The 18,076-nt window shown below is 64.4% G+C and carries 14 protein-coding genes and 1 pseudogene; 7 read left to right on the forward strand and 8 right to left on the reverse strand.

Going from position 1 to position 18,076, the window contains the following annotated elements:
- Window positions 1-27: 27 nt before the first annotated feature.
- Entirely contained in the window at window positions 28-1,098 is a 1,071-nt protein-coding gene (locus BTE28158_RS30655; RefSeq protein ID WP_151049980.1) for a DNA topoisomerase IB, read from the reverse strand.
- A gap of 428 nt (window positions 1,099-1,526) precedes the next feature.
- Between BTE28158_RS30655 and BTE28158_RS30660 the strand changes: the two genes are divergently transcribed.
- The 4 genes from BTE28158_RS30660 (at window position 1,527) to yjfF (ending at window position 6,224) form a co-directional block, all read left to right on the forward strand.
- On the forward strand, window positions 1,527-2,489 hold the full coding sequence (locus tag BTE28158_RS30660) for an ABC transporter substrate-binding protein (protein ID WP_059529188.1): 963 nt from the start codon (window positions 1,527-1,529) through the stop codon (window positions 2,487-2,489).
- 68 nt (window positions 2,490-2,557) lie between these two features.
- Window positions 2,558-4,072, forward strand: coding sequence for a sugar ABC transporter ATP-binding protein (locus BTE28158_RS30665; protein ID WP_151049982.1), 1,515 nt, complete (start codon window positions 2,558-2,560; stop codon window positions 4,070-4,072).
- Window positions 4,069-5,109: an ABC transporter permease gene (locus BTE28158_RS30670; protein ID WP_124901839.1), complete on the forward strand. Its 1,041-nt coding sequence runs from the start codon at window positions 4,069-4,071 to the stop codon at window positions 5,107-5,109. Before BTE28158_RS30665 ends, BTE28158_RS30670 begins: the two co-directional genes overlap by 4 nt.
- Complete coding sequence (gene yjfF / locus BTE28158_RS30675; RefSeq protein WP_151049984.1) at window positions 5,106-6,224, forward strand: galactofuranose ABC transporter, permease protein YjfF; 1,119 nt, start codon at window positions 5,106-5,108, stop codon at window positions 6,222-6,224. Before BTE28158_RS30670 ends, yjfF begins: the two co-directional genes overlap by 4 nt.
- Before the next feature lie 3 nt (window positions 6,225-6,227).
- Here the strand turns inward: yjfF and BTE28158_RS30680 are convergent, their stop codons facing one another.
- From BTE28158_RS30680 to BTE28158_RS30705, 6 genes are all read right to left on the reverse strand, one after another.
- Complete coding sequence (locus tag BTE28158_RS30680) at window positions 6,228-6,383, reverse strand: hypothetical protein (protein ID WP_170296444.1); 156 nt, start codon at window positions 6,381-6,383, stop codon at window positions 6,228-6,230.
- Window positions 6,384-6,408: 25 nt separating this feature from the next.
- Window positions 6,409-7,155 carry an SDR family NAD(P)-dependent oxidoreductase gene (locus BTE28158_RS30685; RefSeq protein WP_151050004.1) on the reverse strand — a complete coding sequence of 249 codons (747 nt, stop codon included), beginning with the start codon at window positions 7,153-7,155 and terminating at the stop codon, window positions 6,409-6,411.
- Between the two features lie 169 nt (window positions 7,156-7,324).
- Window positions 7,325-7,966, reverse strand: coding sequence for an HD domain-containing protein (locus BTE28158_RS30690; RefSeq protein ID WP_151049986.1), 642 nt, complete (start codon window positions 7,964-7,966; stop codon window positions 7,325-7,327).
- A 66-nt stretch (window positions 7,967-8,032) separates the two neighbouring features.
- Entirely contained in the window at window positions 8,033-9,502 is a 1,470-nt protein-coding gene (locus tag BTE28158_RS30695; protein WP_151049988.1) for a catalase, read from the reverse strand.
- A 374-nt stretch (window positions 9,503-9,876) separates the two neighbouring features.
- Window positions 9,877-10,809: a helix-turn-helix domain-containing protein gene (locus BTE28158_RS30700; RefSeq protein ID WP_151049990.1), complete on the reverse strand. Its 933-nt coding sequence runs from the start codon at window positions 10,807-10,809 to the stop codon at window positions 9,877-9,879.
- A 237-nt stretch (window positions 10,810-11,046) separates the two neighbouring features.
- Window positions 11,047-12,519 carry an efflux transporter outer membrane subunit gene (locus BTE28158_RS30705; protein WP_420868029.1) on the reverse strand — a complete coding sequence of 491 codons (1,473 nt, stop codon included), beginning with the start codon at window positions 12,517-12,519 and terminating at the stop codon, window positions 11,047-11,049.
- A gap of 92 nt (window positions 12,520-12,611) precedes the next feature.
- Here BTE28158_RS30705 and BTE28158_RS30710 point away from each other — a divergent pair, with 92 nt between their 5' ends.
- From BTE28158_RS30710 to BTE28158_RS30720, 3 genes are all read left to right on the forward strand, one after another.
- Window positions 12,612-13,229 carry a TetR/AcrR family transcriptional regulator gene (locus BTE28158_RS30710; RefSeq protein ID WP_151049994.1) on the forward strand — a complete coding sequence of 206 codons (618 nt, stop codon included), beginning with the start codon at window positions 12,612-12,614 and terminating at the stop codon, window positions 13,227-13,229.
- A gap of 76 nt (window positions 13,230-13,305) precedes the next feature.
- Window positions 13,306-14,427, forward strand: a complete 1,122-nt coding sequence (locus tag BTE28158_RS30715) for an efflux RND transporter periplasmic adaptor subunit (protein WP_151049996.1) — start codon at window positions 13,306-13,308, stop codon at window positions 14,425-14,427.
- Entirely contained in the window at window positions 14,424-17,522 is a 3,099-nt protein-coding gene (locus BTE28158_RS30720; protein WP_151049998.1) for an efflux RND transporter permease subunit, read from the forward strand. Before BTE28158_RS30715 ends, BTE28158_RS30720 begins: the two co-directional genes overlap by 4 nt.
- Before the next feature lie 377 nt (window positions 17,523-17,899).
- Here BTE28158_RS30720 and BTE28158_RS33155 read toward each other — a convergent pair.
- A pseudogene (locus BTE28158_RS33155) lies at window positions 17,900-18,016 on the reverse strand (IS3 family transposase); the annotation flags it as partial.
- Window positions 18,017-18,076 lie beyond the last annotated feature (60 nt).

An 18,076-nucleotide genomic window follows, 5' to 3' on the forward strand; every position in this document is an offset into this window, starting at 1 on the left:
GCGGCGCGTGCCGCTGTATCGGACACGTCACTTTCTCGACTTCCTGGACGATTGACGCGCCGCCTGCCCGAGCAACGCAGCGAACGCGGCTTCGTCCACGCGCAGCCCGCGCGGCGAGCGGCGCACCTCGAGCGCCGCGAGCATCCCGGCTTCGAACGCATCGAGCACCGCCGGGTGGATGTAGCAGCGTCGGCACACGGCCGGCGTGTTGCGCAATATGTCGGCGACGGCCCGCACCGTTTCGACGATCTGCTTGCGCGCCTGCGTGAGGTCCTCATGCGGGATGCGCCGCAGCAATGCCAGCGCCTGAACACTGCCCGCCCATGTCCGGTAATCCTTCGCGGTGAACTCCGCGCCTGCTGCTTCGCGCAGATACTCGTTCACGTCGGACGAGCCGATCGAATGGCGTGTGCCATCGTCGTCCACATACTGGAACAGTTCGTGCCCGGGCAACTCCGCGCAGCGCCGCACGACCCGGCCGACGCGCGGGTCGTCCACGGTCACGTCATGCTCGATGCCGCTCTTGCCCGTGAAGCGCAGGCGAACCTGTCCCGGGCGGATCGTCACGTGGCGCTTGCGCAGCGTCGTCAGCCCGTACGACGCGTTCTCGCGAGCATATTCGGCGTTGCCGATCCGCGCGAGCGTCGTGTCGAGCAGCCGCACGATCGTCGCGACGATCTTGTCGCGCGGCATCCCGGGCAGTGCCAGATCACGCGCGACGCGCGTGCGGATGCGCGGCAGCGCGCGGGCGAAGGCCGCCATCCGCGCGTACTTGTTCGCGTCGCGCGTCTCGCGCCACTGCGGGTGATAGCGATACTGCTTGCGCCCGCGCGCATCACGCCCCGTCGCCTGCAAATGGCCGCGCGGGTCCATGCAGATCCAGACATCGGTATACGCCGGCGGAATCGCTAGCGCATCGATGCGGGCGATTTCGTCGGCGTCGCGGATCCGGACGCCGTCCTGCGTGTAGTACGCGAAGCCGTGGCGCAACCGCCGGCGCGTATAGCCGGGATGCCGGTCGTCGACATGGCGCCGCGGCGCGGCAAGGCGAGCGCCGGTGTCGGTGCCGGGGCCGCTTCGGGACGTACGTTTCTTCATGTCGCAAGCCGCCAGCGAAGCGGCGTATCCATGTGCGGCGATCGGCGTTCACGCGCGGCGGACATCGTTGTTCTCCTTGTTGTCGGAGCGGCTGTCGCGGGGCGCGAACAGCGCTTGCCAGTGCGACAGCAAGATCCGTGCGCCGCCCGCGGGATACGCCGCTCCGCCCACGTCGAAACGGTTGGGGCAGGCGACGATCTGGTGCTAGGTGTTTATACGTATGCCGATACCGATATCGCTTCAATCCAATATTTCATTGGAAGGTTATCGGACTTGTTTCTAGACTGATGCGGGGCGTACATACCGGGCCGGCCGCATGCGCCGGCCGGCACCGCCCCGAACCGCACCCGCGCCACGCAGAACCACAACAGCACGGCATCGCGCCAGGCAGGCGCCGCGGCATACAACGACATCATCGGAGACGGACCATGACATTCATCAGGAAGCTGACGGCCGGTGCGCTCGTCGCCGCGGCGACGGTATTCGCTTCGGGTGCGCACGCGCAGCAAAAGCCGATCACGCTCGGGTTCTCGCAGGTCGGCGCGGAAAGCGCGTGGCGCACCGCCAACACCGTGTCGGTGAAGAGCGCGGCGAAGGACGCCGGCATCAACCTGAAATTCTCGGACGCGCAGCAGAAGCAGGAGAACCAGATCCGTGCGATCCGCTCGTTCATCGCGCAGAAGGTCGACGTGATCGCGTTCTCGCCGGTCGTCGAGTCGGGCTGGGAGCCGGTGCTGACCGAAGCGAAGGCGGCCCATATTCCGGTGATCCTGACCGATCGTGGCGTCGACGTGAAGGATCCTTCGTTGTACGTGACGATGATCGGCTCCGATTTCCTCGAGGAAGGGCGGCGCGCCGGCCACTGGATGGAAGAGCGCTTCAAGAACGATGCGGGCCCGATCAATATCGTCGAGCTGCAGGGCACGGTCGGTTCCGCACCGGCCAACGATCGCCGTGCGGGCCTGCTCGAAGTGATCAAGAACAATCCGAAGTTCAAGGTGATCGCATCGCAAAGCGGCGACTTCACGCTCGCCGGCGGCAAGCAGGTGATGGAAGCGTTCGCGAAGACCTACGGCAAGCAGATCAACGTCGTCTACGCGCACAACGACGACATGGCGCTCGGCGCGATCCAGGCGATGGAAGAGGCCGGCATCAAGCCCGGCAAGGACGTGAGCGTCGTGTCGTTCGATGCGACCAAGGGCGGCTTCCAGGCGATGGTCGCCGGCAAGATCAACGTCGACGTCGAATGCAGCCCGCTGCTCGGGCCGCAGCTGATGACCGCGGTGAAGGACGTGGTCGCCGGCAAGCAGCTGCCGAAGCGCATCGTCACGAACGAGACGGTGTTCCCGATGAGCGTCGCGGCGCAGGTGCTGCCGACCCGCAAGTACTGAGTCCCGGCGGACGCGGGCGGCGGCGCGGCTGCCGCCGTCAGCCTTCCGCCTCGAATCGAGGGCGATCCATGACGAATCCGCCGGTGGTCGAGATGATCGGCATCGACAAGGCGTTCCCGGGCGTGAACGCGCTGCAGCGCGTGAACTTCCGGTTGTTTCCGGGCGAAATTCATGCGCTGATGGGCCAGAACGGCGCGGGCAAGTCGACGCTGATCAACGTCCTGACCGGCGTGCACGCGCACGACGCGGGCGAGATTCGCGTCGGTGACGCACCGGTGCGGTTCGCCGCGCCGCGCGAAGCAGAGGCGGCCGGAATCCAGACGCTGTACCAGGAAGTGAACCTGTGCGCGAACCTGTCGGTCGCCGAGAACATCTTCGCGGGCCGGCAGCCGATGCGGCGCGGCGCGATCGACTGGAAGACGATCCATGCGCGCTCGCGCGATGCGCTCGCCGAGCTCGACCTGTCGCTCGACGTCACGCGCTCGCTCGACGCGTATCCGATCGCGGTGCAGCAGATGGTCGCGATCGCGCGGGCCGTGTCGGTCGATGCGCGCGTGCTGATTCTCGACGAACCGACGTCGAGTCTCGACGACGGCGAGGTCGCTCGGCTCTTCGACGTGCTGCGCCGACTGAAGGCGTCGGGGATGGCGATCCTGTTCGTCACGCACTTTCTCGAACAGACCTATGCGGTTTCCGACCGGATCACCGTGATGCGCAACGGCGAGCGCGAAGGCGAGTACCTCGCGCGCGACCTGCCGGTCGATATGCTCGTCGCGAAAATGACCGGCCGCGAACCGATGTCCGGCAAGCTGCAGGCAGGCGCGGCGGCCGTGCAGCGGGAAGCCGATGCGGCCGCGCCATTCCTCTCGATGCAGCAGGCAGGCCGGCGCGGGATGATGAGCCCGCTCGATCTCGACGTGCGGCCCGGCGAGATCGTCGGGCTGGCCGGGCTGCTCGGCTCGGGGCGCACGGAAACCGCGCGGCTCGCGTTCGCGGCCGAGCGCACCGACACCGGCGCGATCGAGATCGACGGCGCGCGCAAGCGGCTCGCGTCGCCGCACGATGCAGTGCGCAACGGGATCGCGTATTGCCCTGAGGATCGCAAGAAGGAGGGGATCGTCGCGGCGTTGTCGATCCGCGAGAACATCGTCCTCGCGCTGCAGGCTCGGCGCGGCTGGTGGCGGCTGATCGGCCGCGCGCGCCAGCGCGAACTCGCCGAGGCGTACATCGCGAAGCTCGGCATCAAGGCGCGCGACGCGGAGCAGCCGATCGGGCTGCTGTCCGGCGGCAACCAGCAGAAGGTGCTGCTCGCGCGTTGGCTCGCGACGGAGCCGAAGCTGCTGATCCTCGACGAGCCGACGCGCGGCATCGACGTCGCCGCGAAATTCGACATCATGGAGCGCGTGCTCGCGCTGTGCGCGCAGGGGCTCGCGATCCTGTTCATCTCATCGGAGATCAGCGAAGTGGTGCGCGTGAGCCACCGCATCGCGGTGCTGCGCGATCGCCGCAAGGTCGCCGAACTGACCGGTGCCGAGGCGTCGGAAGAACACGTGTATCAACTGATCGCGGGAGGCCGGTCATGATCCGGTTACGCACGTTGCTTCGCCATCCGCTCGTATGGCCGGTGCTGACGCTCGCGCTGCTGTTCGCGCTCGACGTCGCGCATCGGCCGGGCTTCCTGTCGATCGCGGTGCTCGACGGCCACTTGTTCGGCGCACCGATCGACATCCTGAATCGCGCGGCACCGCTCGTGATCGTGTCCCTCGGCATGACGCTCGTGATCGCGACGCGCGGGATCGACATCTCGGTCGGCGCGATCGTCGCGATCGCCGGCGCGGCCGCGGCGATCGTGCTCGACGGCGATCCGACGCGGGTCGGCACGGCGCTGGCGGCTGCGCTATGCGTGGGGTTGCTCGCAGGGGCATGGAACGGTGTGCTCGTCGCGTTCGTCGGGATGCAGCCGATCATCGCGACGCTGATCCTGATGGTCGCCGGACGCGGTATCGCGCAGTTGCTGACGGGCGGACAGATCATCCCGATCGGCGCGCCGGGCTACCTCGAACTCGGTGGCGGCTATCTCGCGGCCGTGCCGTGTTCGGTCTGGATCGCGATCGCGACGATCGCGGCGACCGCGCTGCTGGTGAACCGCACGGCGCTCGGCCTGTTCATCCGCGCGATCGGCGTGAACCCGGTCGCGACGCGGCTCGTGGGCTTGCGCGCGGGGGCGGTCGTGTTCGGCGTATATCTGTTCTCCGGCGTCATGTCGGCGCTCGCCGGCATCCTCGCCAGCTCGAACGTTCGCAGCGCCGACGGCAACAACGCGGGGCTGCTGCTCGAACTCGACGCGATCCTCGCGGTGACGCTCGGTGGCACGTCGCTGCTCGGCGGCCGCTTCAGCCTCGCGGGTTCCGTGCTCGGCGCGCTGATCATCCAGACGCTCACCTACACGACTTATTCGATCGGCGTGCCACCGGAGGCGACGCTCGTCGTGAAGGCGCTCGTCGTGATCGTCGTGACGCTGATCCAGTCGGACGCGGCGCGCGGGCTGGTGATCCAGCGTGCGTCGCGGCTGCTTTCTTCCACCCGCTCGCGCGCCACCACCGGAGCCACGCCGCGATGAAACGATTCTTCGCATCGCTTACCGACCCGCGCACGTTGCCGATCGTCGTGACGATCGTGCTGTTTGCCGCACTGTTCGGCTTCGGATCCGTGATGTACACGGGCTTCTTCTCGATGCAGGTGCTGACCGGGCTGCTCGTCGACAACGCGTTCCTGCTGATCGTCGCGATCGGGATGACGTTCGTGATCGTCTCGGGCGGTATCGACCTGTCGGTCGGCTCTGTCGTTGCGCTGACAACGATCTTCTGCGCGATCGGCGCCGAACGATTGCACTGGCCCGTCTGGGCGATCGTGCCGCTCGTGCTCGTGTTCGGCGCGCTGTACGGTGCGGCGATGGGTGCGCTGATTCATTACTTCAGGTTGCAGCCGTTCATCGTCACGCTCGCCGGGATGTTTCTCGCGCGCGGCGCATGCTTCCTCATCACGACGCAGTCGATCACGATCAACGAGCTGACCTTCCATGCGCTCGCGGGCATCAGCGTGCCGGTCGGTGGCGGGACGCTGAGCGCCGGTGCGCTGATTGCGCTCGCGACGCTGGCCGCCGCGATCTACGTTGCACATTTCACGCGCTTCGGCCGTAACGTGTATGCGGTCGGTGGCAACGAGCGATCGGCGCTGCTGATGGGGCTGCCGGTCGCGCGCACGAAGGTCGGCGTGTATGCGCTGAGTGGCTTCTGTTCGGCGCTCGGTGGCGTGGTGTTCACGCTGTACGTGCTGTCCGGCTACGGGCTGCAGGCGCAGGGGATGGAGCTCGACGCGATCGCTGCGACCGTGATCGGCGGCACGCTGCTCACCGGCGGGGTGGGGTACGTGATCGGGTCGGTGTTCGGCGTCGGCATCCTCGGCACGATCCAGGTGCTCATCACGTTCGACGGCACGCTGAGTTCGTGGTGGACGCGGATCGTGATCGGCGCGCTGCTGTGCGTGTTCTGTCTGCTGCAGCGGGTCATCGAGCGGCACGCTGCGCGGCGGCGTAGCGGCGGGACGGGGCTCGATCCGAAACGGCGGAAGCGGGAAGTCGCGCAGGCCGGGTCAGCGGCGCCGGGTGACGATGCGGCGCTGGTGTCGACGATGCGGCGGTTGTGGCGGTTCACACCGTCGGCGGCACGCCGGTGACGGTTACGCCGGTCCGGCCATATCCCTATCCGGTTCGGCGTTGAACGACGCATCGGCGATGCAGATAGCTTTTGGCGACTCGGCCGGCCGCTCGATCGCGTGCAGGTCCAGCGCATCGAGCGGATCCCGTGCCGCCGCGGGGCCGAGGTGGCTGATCACGCGGGCGTAGTCCCGCGAATCTGCCTCATCGCATGCCGCCACTGGCGATGATGTGTTCGCCAGTCAACCACTTTGCGTCGTCGGAGGCGAGGAAAACCGCGATCGACGCCACGTCGTCCGGTTTGCCCACACGCCCGAGCGGCGTCTGGCTGACCGCCGAACTCTCGAACTCCGATCCGATCACCCCGGCGGTCTGTGCACCTTCGGTCACGATCACGCCCGGATTGATCGTGTTCACGCGAATCTTCCGCGGCCCGAGTTCGCGGGCGAGTGCGCCGGTGATGGAATCGACCGCGCCTTTCGTGCCGCTATATACGGCGGTCGTGGCCGGCGTGAGTGTCGAAACGACCGAACTGACATTGATGATGCTGGCACCCTCGCCAAGGTGCTGGACCGCGGCCTGTGTGGTGAGCAGAACACCGAGCACGTTGACGTCGAACTGCCTGCGGTATTGCGCTTCCGTAAATGCGTCGATCGGCGCGAACTCGTAGACGCCGGAGTTGTTCACGAGGATGTCGAGGCGGCCGTATGTTTCGATCGCCGCGTCGACGATGCTCTTCGCGTCGGCGGCATTCGACACGTCGCCGCCCACGGAAGTTGCCGTGCCTCCGGCCGTTGTGATGGCTGACACAACGGCGTCCGCGCCGGTCTTGCTGCTCGCATAGTTCACGACAACCGATGCGCCCTCTGCCGCAAGCGCCTTCGCGATGGCCGCGCCGATCCCTTTCGACGCACCGGTGACGACCGCCACTTTCCCTGCAAGCTTGCTCATGATTTTTACCTCGGTGTGAATGAAGCCGCTGATAGAAACCGACGTCGCGTCGCGCACGATGCAATCGGCAATGTTTTCTGTCACCTCGGACTGATGCGCCGTCGCGAAATCGGGGCGCCGATCGCGCGATGCTGGACGAATCGACGCGTAGTCCTGCAGGACTTCTGCTTTAGCCCGGCCACGGCGAGTTACGGATCACTGAACAAAAATTTCCGCGATGGAAATGCGGCTCCTTGTCGGCGATCACGTCTGCTTTCACGTTGCCGAATGTGGTCTCCGGCTTGTGTTTGATGCCATCGTAGAAGGCTTGAATGATCTCCTCCTTGAAGTGTGGCGGGCGCGGATGCGCATGCGTCACCGCTTCGCGTTCCTCGTGGGAAAAATCGTGGTAAGAGAGGCCGAGCACGTCCATCTCGACACCGGCCGTCACCAGCGCGACGATCGGGTGCATATGGCGCGGAATGCCGGGCGTGGTATGCAGCGCAATGGCCGTCCAGACGAGATCGATGTCGGCCGCATCGATGCCCCGGCCGGAGAGAAATTCGCGCGCCGCATTGGCCCCATCGACTTCAAATCGTTCGGTGGCGCTGCTGTACGCACCGGCAAGGCCGACGTCATGGAACATGGCGCCCGCATACAAGAGTTCCCGATCGAATTTCAGGCCGCGGCGCGCGCCTTCCAGCACCCCGAACAAATACACGCGGCTCGAGTGATGAAAGAGCAGCGGGCTAGACGTGTCGCGCACGAACTCGGTAATTTCCCGTGCAAGTTGACTATCGGGTACGGCGACATCCTGAATGACCTGCGACATGACGGTTCTCCATCGAGATGTGATCGGACGCTGGCGTCGTGGCGGACGCCCCACGCGAATGGCCGGCTACTTCGTCGCAGTCGTCGCCCCGATTCTTGCCAAGGCCTCGCGAACGCCCGCGCCGTACTCAGGGTCGGCCTTCGCGCAATTGAGGATGTGGCGTTCCTGGATATGCGCCTGAACGGAGGCCATCTGGCGAGCGGTGTTATCGAACAGCAATTGCTGCTGCGTCCGACTCATCAGACGAAACAGATTTCCGGGCTGCGCGAAGTGATCGACGTCCACGCGGTGGTCCCAATGTGCGGCCTCGCCTTCGATCCGCAGCGGCGGCTCGTGAAGATCGGGCCGGACTTCCCACTCGCCGGAACTGTTCGGGTAGTAAGACGGTGTGCCGCCGAGGTTGTCGTCGGTGCGCATGGCGCCATCGCGGTGGTAGCTATGGAAGGGGCACTTCGGCGCATTGACGGGAATGTGATTGAAGTTCACGCCCAGCCGATAACGTTGCGTGTCGCCATAAGAGAAGAGCCGCGCCTGCAGCATCTTGTCCGGCGAAAAGCCGATGCCGGGCACGACGTTCGCGGGCGAGAAGGCCGCCTGCTCGACCTCGGCGAAATAATTGCCCGGATTGCGGTTCAATTCGAGTACGCCTACCTCGATCAACGGGAAATCGCTTTTCGGCCAGACCTTGGTCAGGTCGAACGGGTTGAACGGCAGAGACCTGGCCTCGTCGTCGTTCATCACCTGAATGAAGAGTGTCCAGCGCGGGAAGTCGCCGCGTTCGATGCTCTCGTAAAGATCGCGGCCATGCGTTTCGCGGTCCTTGCCCACGAGCTGCTCGGCTTCGCCGTCAGTCAGATTCGAGATGCCTTGCTGCGTACGGAAGTGGAACTTCACCCACGTTCGCCGATTGTCGGCATCGACAAGGCTGAACGTATGACTGCCGAATCCATGCATGTGGCGATAGCTGCGCGGTATGCCCCTGTCGCTCATGACGATCGTGACCTGGTGAAGCGCCTCCGGCAGGAGCGTCCAGAAGTCCCAATTGCTGTTTGCGCTGCGCAGTCCCGTGCGCGGGTCGCGCTTGATCGCGTGGTTGAGGTCGGGAAAACGCAGCGGATCACGGAAAAAGAACACGGGCGTGTTGTTGCCCACGATGTCCCAGTTCCCTTCTTCCGTATAGAACTTCACCGCGAAGCCCCGGATATCGCGCTCGGCATCCGCGGCGCCGCGCTCGCCGGCGACTGTTGAAAAGCGCATGAATACCGGCGTTGCCTTGCCGATTTCCGAAAAGAGTTTCGCCTTCGTGAAGCGCGTGACGTCGTACGTTACCGTAAATACCCCGTGCGCCCCCGATCCTTTGGCGTGCATGCGTCGTTCTGGAATGACCTCGCGGTCGAAGTGCGCGAGTTTCTCGATCAGCCAGATATCCTGCAGCAGCGCGGGACCGCGCGGGCCGGCCGTTTCGATGTTCAGATTGTCGGCGACGGGTGCACCCGTCGCGTGATCAAGACGCACAGACGTATCGCGATTTTTCATGCCTCGACTCCAGGAGGGTTGGGCGGACCGGCGCAGCGCCACTCCGTTCCGGGCTGGCGGCCGCGCGAGGCTTTATGGGCAAATCAACGTGCAATTTCGGCAGGAGCGGCGAAAAGAAATGGCCGGACTGCGATGGCCACCCGTTCAATGGGTGACGAGCTGCGGAGGCATCGACGAGTCGATGTGAGAGAAGCGTACCTGTTGGGTGCCCGCGTGATCTTGTATAAAACAACGATTCGATGGACGAATCGCGGGCGACCGTCGAACACCGGGGGCAGTGGTTGAATTCGAATCAGGGAGCGGGGGGCGTAGCGTGTCGACGCATATCGAGCGAGTACCCGCGCGCCGATAACGACGTTTGCATATATCTGGTGCTATCGGTTCCGCTGCGCCCACTCTTTTGGCCCGCACCCTTCGAAACGCGAGAACACGCGCGAAAAATGACTTTGGTCGAAAAATCCGCAGTCCGATGCGATGCTGGCCAGGTTCGCATCGGTTTCCCGCAGCAGCGATTTTGCGCGCTCGATACGGCGCTTGAGTAGCCACTGATGGGGTGTGCTGCCGGTGGAATGCTTGAAGGCTTCGCCGAAGTAGCTGGTGGAGAGATTACATTCGCGCGCGAGATCGGCAATCGACGGATTGTCGTGCAGGTGGGACGCGAAATAATCCTCGATGCGCCGCATCTGCCACGGAGCCAGTCCGGAGCGGCGTGGACGGAGCGCCGGAGCGGCTCGGCCATATCGTGTGACGACGTGTTCGCAAAACGCCAGGGCGGGGTAATCGATGAACAGCGCACTCGTCAGGTTGGGCTGCTGCAGGACTGCCTGCAGCGTATGCGAAAGACTGAACAGCACCGGGTCGCTGGCGCCGAGATGCGGCTGCACGAGTCCACCTATGCGCCGGCGCCGCTTTTGATCGGTGAATTCCTCGATCGCGCCTTGGGCCAGATAGAGCCGCATGGTATCGAACGGCATGTCGAGACGGCGCGTCGGGCTCGAGCGCAGGTCGAGCAGATAGCAACTGCCGGGACTGCACGATGCGGAACCGTCGAGGTTGCCGCTTGAATAACGGAGGCCGGGATCGGGGCCCAGTATCAGCGGCATCTGAAAGACAAAAGCCTCCTCCGGTTGCGGCGTGAGCGAGCGCCCCGGTTGAGGCCGGGGGTTGGTTAACCGTGTGAACGAGATCGGTTGCCCCTGGGAGAAAACGCCGGCCCGCACCGTGGGTGCATCACGCAGTAGAAACCGTTTGGCGAGGGTGTCGTCTGCAACGGGTTGCCCGAACTCGACAGAATCCTTATCGTTCATTCATCGCGCCCTGGAGTGCGCCCGTACGAGCGTTGTGTGCCTTTGCCCGACGGCGGGTTCAAACGAAATCAGACCCAAATTTAGCCCAATTCGATGCCGGTCGCGCAATGGGGGACGTGTCGCGCGAGACGCTGTCCGATTGCGGGCGCGACGCGCACGGCAATGGTGCGGTTCGCGCTTGCGCGAACCCGGAATGCGCGCGGGCTTCGTTGCGCGCGCCAATGCAGGGCGGCTACGTCAGCGCGACGTCAACGACGTCTGCCCAACGTGCGATGCCGGATCCCAGCCGCCGCCGAGTGCCTTGAACGTCGAGATCGCTGCACGTGCGGATTCCGTCTGTGCTTGTGCACGCGCGTCGGCGGCCTGGAGCAGGGTCTCGTTGGCGTGCAATACGTCGATGAAACTCGCTGCACCGCTGCGGTACGCGGTCATCGAGGCATCCTTGGCGCGGGAAAACGACGACTCGGCGTGCGACAGCGTGGCAGCCTGCGCCTCTCGATTCACCAATGCCGAGAGCGAGTTCTCGACGTCCTCGGAGGCGCGGAGGACGGCCTGCCGATACGCCGCGAGCGCTTGCGCGTCGGCGCCTTTTGCCGCGTTGACATCGGCGCCGATGCGCGCGAAATCGAACAGGCGCCAGCGCAGCCCAACGAGGCCGGCCGCCTGGTTGGCGCCGCCCGAGAACAACGTACCGGCAGCGGCGGAGGTCGCGCTGCCGAGGAAGGCATTCAGCGAGACCGTTGGGTAGTACTCGCCGATCGCAACGCCAATGCGCGCATTGGCGGCGGCGAGGTGACGTTCGGCCGCGATCAGATCGGGACGTCTTTGCAGCAGATCGGCTGGCGTGCCCATTTCCGCGAGCGACGGCGCAACGGGGATCACGGATGGCGGGCTCAGCTCTGCCCGGTGCGTGCCGGGAGGGGTGCCGAGCATCACATCGAGGGCGTTCGACGCTGCATCGAGCGCCGCGAGGAGGACGGGCACGCCGGCCTGAACCTGGTCGAGCGCACCTTGCGCCTGCTGAACCTGATAGTCGGCCGCCGCACCCTTCGAATACAGGAGTTTCACGTCTGCGAGAAGCGCCTGCTGCGTCTGCACCTGCCGGGTCGCGATATCCAGACGGGCCTGGAGCCCCCGGATCGTGACGTAGATATCCGCGGTCTGGGCCGCGACGGCAAGTCGGGTGGCGACCGCGGCCGCCTGCGTCGCCGAGTAATCGGCGAGCGCGGCTTCACGCCGACGGCGCAGACCACCAAAAATGTCGATCTCCCAACCGGCCTCCAGATTGGTTTCGTACTCGGTGCCCCAGCGCTCGTAACCCGGCGTGGCATTGAGCAATTGCCCCAACGGCGTGTCGACGGACTGATAGGCGCGTGCGGCCGACGCGGAAATCGAGGCCGACGGGAGGAGCGCCGCGTTGGCCGTGCCGAGGCGCGCGCGCGCCTGAGTGATCTGCGCGACGGCCTGGGCCAGATCCAGGTTCTGGTCCAGCGCCAGCGAAACGTAATGCGTGAGCAGCGGGTCGTTGAAGCTTTCCCACCATGCGGACAGATCGGCAACCGGAGCCTTTGCCGCGCGGGCGGGCGGCTGGGTCATATAGTGCTGCGCCAGCGGCGCATCCGGACGGTGGTAGTCGGGACCCACGGCGCACGCCGAAAGGGCGGCGACGCTAGCCAGGAGAACAAGGGGACGGTGCAAGGGCATGATCATCTCGGGAGCGGCAACGGGAGAGCGGATGGTGTGACCAATATACAATATGGTCACAAGTTGTCAACTGACGAGTGAGGGACTAAGCTTGAGGCATGAACAAACCGACTCCCTCCGCCTCCCCATCCCGTGGCCCCTCGGACCACGAAGTTCGCGCCCAGATCGTCGACGCCGCAACGGAATACTTCAGCCGCTACGGCTACGAAAAGACCACCGTTTCCGACCTCGCGAAGGAAATCGGGTTTTCAAAAGCTTATATTTACAAATTCTTCGACTCCAAACAGGCGATCGGTCAAGTCATCTGCGCTAATCGCCTCGCCGCGATGATCGCCGCAGTCAGAGAAAACATCGGCGGCGCGCACAGTGCGACTGAAAAATTTCGCTGCATGTTCAAGACCTTACTTGCATCTGGAAGCCAGCTCTTCTTCCAGGATCGCAAGCTCTACGATATTGCCGCCGTGTCAGCCGCATCGCCCTGGCCATCCGTCCAGGGTTATGAGGACGAGATCCGGCAACTCATCACCGATATTCTGCGGCTCGGACGCGAAACCGGCGAATTCGAACGCAAGACGCCACAAGACGAGGCGGTGAACGCGATCTTTCTGGTGATGAAGCCTTATTTCAATCCCCTGCTGCTCCAGTACAACCTCGAGGGTGCGGAAGAGGCGACGGCCCACCTTGCGAGCCTGGTACTCAGAAGTCTTGCTCCGTGAATCCTCTCGTGACTATTGACTGAATTGGTCACGGGTATCAGAATGAGTGCTCCTGTTCTTTGCGAGAGGGGACCTCATGTTCCGGCGCCATCATTTTGTCTATACATTGGGCGTGGCTTCGCTCGCGCTCGCGGCATGCGGCGAGCATCCGGCTGCTGATCCGCGTACCGAGGCGCCGCTTGTGCGTACAAGCGCCGTTCACGGCGCGGCGGGGGCGAGCCGTTCGTTTTCGGGCGTCGTGGGCGCTCGTGTTCAGAGCGATCTCGGTTTCCGGGTCCAGGGCAAGGTCATCGAGCGCCTGGTCGACGCGGGCCAAACGGTCAAGCGCGGCCAGCCGCTGATGCGCATCGATCCGATCGATCTGGGACTGCAGGCCCGTGCGCAGCAGAAACTCGTGGATGCTGCGCAGGCGCGCGCGACGCAGACCGCCGCCGACGAGGCGCGGTATCGGGATCTCGTCGCAGCAGGCGCGGTCTCAGCATCGACCTATGACCAGCTCAAGGCGGCCGCGGACTCCGCCAAGGCCCAGCTCGTCGCCGCGCAGGCGCAGGCAGTGCTCGCCAACAACGCTTCCGGATACGCCGTCGTCATGGCGGACGCCGACGGCGTCGTGGTCGAGACGCTGGCGGAGCCGGGCCAGGTAGTCGCGCCCGGACAAATCGTCGTGCGGCTCGCGCATGCCGGCCCCCGCGAGGCCGTCGTCCAGCTTCCCGAGACGCTGCGCCCCGCATCCGGCTCGATTGCCGAAGCAACGCTTTACGGCGCGGACCAGAAGCCTGTTCCCGCCGTCCTGCGCCAGCTTTCCGACTCCGCCGATCGACTGACACGGACCTACGAGGCGAGGTACGTCCTCGAGGGCGCGTTGTCGAATGCACCGCTCGGTGCGACCGTGACCCTCGATCTCGCCGGCGATGCCCGCCAGGCACCTGCCGCCATGGTGGTACCGGTCGGCGCCGTGTTCGATTCGGGCACGGGCACCGGAGTCTGGACCGTCGATCGATCCCAGTCTCGGGTGACCTGGCGCAAGGTGCGTGTCACCGCATTGAGCGACGACAGTGCGACGGTGACAGGCGATCTTCGCGAAGGCGACCAGGTCGTCGCGCTCGGTGCCCAGTTGTTGCACGACGGAGAGCGCGTGCGTTTCGCCAACGACAAGATGGTCGCCGCATCCGTCTCCGCGCAAGGAGCGACCCAATGAGCGGCTTCAATTTATCGGCTCTCGCGGTGCGGGAGCGCTCGGTCACGCTGTTTCTGATCGTCCTGATCTCGATCGCCGGCGTGATTGCCTTCCTGAAGCTGGGGCGGGCCGAAGATCCGCCATTTACCGTCAAGTCGATGACGGTCATTACGGCATGGCCCGGCGCGACCGCGCAGGAAATGCAGGACCAGGTGGCCGAGCCGCTCGAAAAGCGCATGCAGGAACTGCGCTGGTACGACCGGACCGAGACCTATACGCGTCCGGGGCTGGCCTTCACCACTGTGACCTTGCTCGACAGTACGCCGCCCGCGGACGTGCCCGAGGAGTTCTATCAGGCGCGCAAGAAGCTGCATGATGAAGCGGGCAACCTGCCACCCGGCGTGATCGGCCCGCTCGTCAATGATGAGTATTCCGACGTAACGTTCGCGCTGTTCGCGCTCAAGGCGAAAGGTGAGCCGCAACGATCGCTGGTGCGCGACGCCGAGGGATTGCGCCAGCGGCTCCTTCATGTGCCGGGCGTCAAGAAGGTGAACATCATCGGCGAGCAGGCGGAACGGATCTATGTCTCGTTTTCGCACGACCGGCTCGCGACGCTCGGCGTGACGCCTCAGGAGATCTTTGCCGCGTTGAACAGCCAGAACGTTCTGACGCCGGCCGGTTCGATCGATACGGCGGGAGCGCAGGTCTTCATTCGTATCGAAGGCGCCTTCGACAAGCTGCAGACCATTCGCGACACGCCGATCGTCGTTCAGGGCCGCACACTGAAGCTCTCCGACGTGGCGACCGTCGAACGCGGTTACGAAGACCCGGCCACTTTCCAGATTCGCAACAACGGCGAACCGGCGTTGCTCCTCGGCGTCGTGATGCGGGACGGCTGGAACGGGCTCAACCTCGGCAAGGCGCTCGACGCGGAAGTCGCAGCGATCAATGCCGGGATGCCGCTGGGCATGAGCGTCACGAAGGTGACCGACCAGGCCGTCAATATCCATTCGGCCGTCGACGAATTCATGGTCAAGTTCTTTGTCGCGCTGCTCGTGGTGATGGTCGTGAGCTTCGCGAGCATGGGATGGCGTGTCGGCATCGTCGTGTCGGCGGCGGTGCCGCTGACTCTCGCGGGCGTCTTCGTCGTGATGGCCACCACGGGCAAAAGCTTCGACCGCATCACGCTCGGTTCGCTGATTCTCGCGCTGGGCCTGCTCGTCGACGACGCGATCATCGCCATCGAAATGATGGTCGTGAAAATGGAGGAGGGCTATAACCGCGTCCAGGCGTCGGCTTACGCCTGGAGCCACACCGCCGCGCCGATGCTGTCGGGCACGCTGGTCACGGCCGTCGGCTTCATGCCGAATGGCTTCGCGCGCTCGACGGCCGGCGAATACACGAGCAACATGTTCTGGATCGTCGGCATCGCATTGATCACCTCGTGGGTCGTGGCCGTCGTCTTCACACCGTACCTCGGCGTCAAGCTGTTGCCCGATATTGCCGTGGTTGAAGGCGGTCACGGCGCCATCTACAACACGCCGAACTACCAGCGTTTTCGCGCGTTCCTGGGACGTGTGATCCGGCGAAAGTGGCTAGTCGCGGGGCTCGTGGTGGGCTTGTTCGTGATCGCCGTGATGGGCATGGGGCTGGTGAAAAAGCAGTTTTTCCCGACCTCAGATCGCCCTGAAGTGCTCGTGGAAGTGCAAATGCCGTATGGCACATCGATCGAACAAACCTCTGCGGCGACGGAGAGGGTCGAGGCGTGGCTCGCGAAGCAGTCGGAAGCGAAGATCGTGACGTCGTACATCGGACAGGGGGCGCCGCGCTTCTATCTGGCGATGTCGCCGGAATTGCCCGATTCGTCTTTCGCGAAGATGGTGATCCGCACGAATGACGAGAAGCAGCGTGAGGCGCTCAAATTCCGTCTGCGCAAAGCCATCGCCGAAGGGCTGGTGCCCGGGGCGCAGGTTCGCGTCACCCAACTGGTGTTCGGCCCTTACTCGCCTTACCCCGTTGCGTTCAGAGTCATGGGCCCGGACGCCCGGACGCTGCGCACCATCGCCGCGCAGGTCGAACGGACCATGAATGGCAACCCGATGATGCGAACGGTGAACGCCGACTGGGGCCCGCGAGTGCCCACGGTGCATTTCACGCTCGATCAAAATCGGCTTGGTGCGTTTGGGTTGACGTCGAGTTCCGTCGCGCAGCAACTGCAATTCCTGCTGACAGGCATTCCCGTCACGCACGTGCGCGAGGACATTCGCTCGGTGGAACTCGTCGCGAGATCGGCGGGCGAGATACGGCTCGATCCGCAGCGTATCGACGGATTTACGCTGATCGGTTCGGCGGGGCAGCGCGTACCGCTCTCGCAGATCGGCAAGGTCGACATCCGCATGGAAGATCCGATTCTTCGCCGTCGCGATCGCACGCCGACGATCACAGTGCGCGGCGATATTGCGGAAGGACTGCAGCCGCCCGATGTGTCGACGGCAATGCTCGCGCAACTCCAGCCGATTATTGCGAAGTTGCCCGACGGTTATCGGATCGAGGAAGCCGGTTCCATCGAGGAAGCCGACAAGGCCACGAAGGCGCTCGCGCCGCTGTTTCCCATCATGATTGCGCTGACGCTGCTCATCATCATTTTCCAGACGCGCTCGATTGCCGCGACCATGATGGTGTTCGCGACGAGTCCGCTGGGTCTGATTGGCGTCGTGCCGACACTTCTGCTGTTCAGCCAGCCCTTCGGGATCAATGCGCTGGTGGGGCTCATCGCTCTCTCGGGCATTCTAATGCGCAACACGCTCATTCTGATCGGCCAGATCGAGCAGAACGCGCACGCAGGCATGACGCCCTTCGACGCGGTGGTGGAAGCCACGATCCAGCGGTCCAGGCCCGTGATTCTGACCGCGCTCGCAGCGATGCTGGCCTTCATTCCGTTGACGCATTCCGTGTTCTGGGGCACGTTGGCTTATACGCTGATCGGCGGGACTTTTGCCGGAACGATTCTGACGCTGGTGTTTCTGCCCGCGATGTATTCGATCTGGTTCAAGATCCGACCAGAGGCAGTGGAAAGCCATTCGGCGCTCGAACCCAACGCCAGCGCGATTATGTAGACATGTTCGCACCCGGGCGATGCGGGTTTCGCCCGGCTCCTCCGTCGATGTGGACTGGCAATGAGCCGTTTGGTCCCGAAATGGAAGTCGTGCGGTGAATACAGGTCAGTTTTCTGAAGTCATTTAGACGACTGTAGGTCTGACCGGAAATTCAAATCGACGTTCGGCTGAAGTTACTCAAAGATTACTGTCAGGCGCGGGCGATGTCGCTCCCCGATGAGCGGCCGTTCGTCCCACTTCTCCCCAATGACAGCTTCCGAGGTGGAGCGGACGTGTAAATGTCCGTCGGAGCGCGATGGCGAATGGCCGGTCATGGCCGAGGCCGTGAAGAAACGCGTTCGGTCACATAGGCTGAAGCAACCCGTTCTGATGAGAGGCTTCAGACGTTGTCCGACCTCGATGGCCAGGCATTCCCGCGTGTAGTTGTCGACAACGGGCAGAGCCCGAAGGCGTCTCCCGTCGAGGAGTGCGTCTGCAACTAATGGTATGGTCCACCCGCTTCTTCTATCGTAGTGGCGCTACCACCCATGGAGGCTGCCATGAACTCGGTCACG

Origin of the sequence: Burkholderia diffusa (genome assembly GCF_902499115.1) — a bacterium.
Lineage (GTDB): Bacteria > Pseudomonadota > Gammaproteobacteria > Burkholderiales > Burkholderiaceae > Burkholderia > Burkholderia diffusa.

Bases quoted from the DNA above. Each gene is read 5' to 3' on its own strand.
- BTE28158_RS30695 (WP_151049988.1), bottom strand. From the start codon at position 9,502: ATGAAAAATCGCGATACGTCTGTGCGTCTTGATCACGCGACGGGTGCA.
- BTE28158_RS30690 (WP_151049986.1), bottom strand. From the start codon at position 7,966: ATGTCGCAGGTCATTCAGGATGTCGCCGTACCCGATAGTCAACTTGCA.
- BTE28158_RS30715 (WP_151049996.1), top strand. From the start codon at position 13,306: ATGTTCCGGCGCCATCATTTTGTCTATACATTGGGCGTGGCTTCGCTC.
- BTE28158_RS30700 (WP_151049990.1), bottom strand. From the start codon at position 10,809: ATGAACGATAAGGATTCTGTCGAGTTCGGGCAACCCGTTGCAGACGAC.
- BTE28158_RS30705 (WP_420868029.1), bottom strand. From the start codon at position 12,519: ATGATCATGCCCTTGCACCGTCCCCTTGTTCTCCTGGCTAGCGTCGCC.
- BTE28158_RS30660 (WP_059529188.1), top strand. From the start codon at position 1,527: ATGACATTCATCAGGAAGCTGACGGCCGGTGCGCTCGTCGCCGCGGCG.
- BTE28158_RS30670 (WP_124901839.1), top strand. From the start codon at position 4,069: ATGATCCGGTTACGCACGTTGCTTCGCCATCCGCTCGTATGGCCGGTG.
- BTE28158_RS30720 (WP_151049998.1), top strand. From the start codon at position 14,424: ATGAGCGGCTTCAATTTATCGGCTCTCGCGGTGCGGGAGCGCTCGGTC.
- BTE28158_RS30710 (WP_151049994.1), top strand. From the start codon at position 12,612: ATGAACAAACCGACTCCCTCCGCCTCCCCATCCCGTGGCCCCTCGGAC.
- BTE28158_RS30685 (WP_151050004.1), bottom strand. From the start codon at position 7,155: ATGAGCAAGCTTGCAGGGAAAGTGGCGGTCGTCACCGGTGCGTCGAAA.
- BTE28158_RS30665 (WP_151049982.1), top strand. From the start codon at position 2,558: ATGACGAATCCGCCGGTGGTCGAGATGATCGGCATCGACAAGGCGTTC.
- yjfF (WP_151049984.1), top strand. From the start codon at position 5,106: ATGAAACGATTCTTCGCATCGCTTACCGACCCGCGCACGTTGCCGATC.
- BTE28158_RS30655 (WP_151049980.1), bottom strand. From the start codon at position 1,098: ATGAAGAAACGTACGTCCCGAAGCGGCCCCGGCACCGACACCGGCGCT.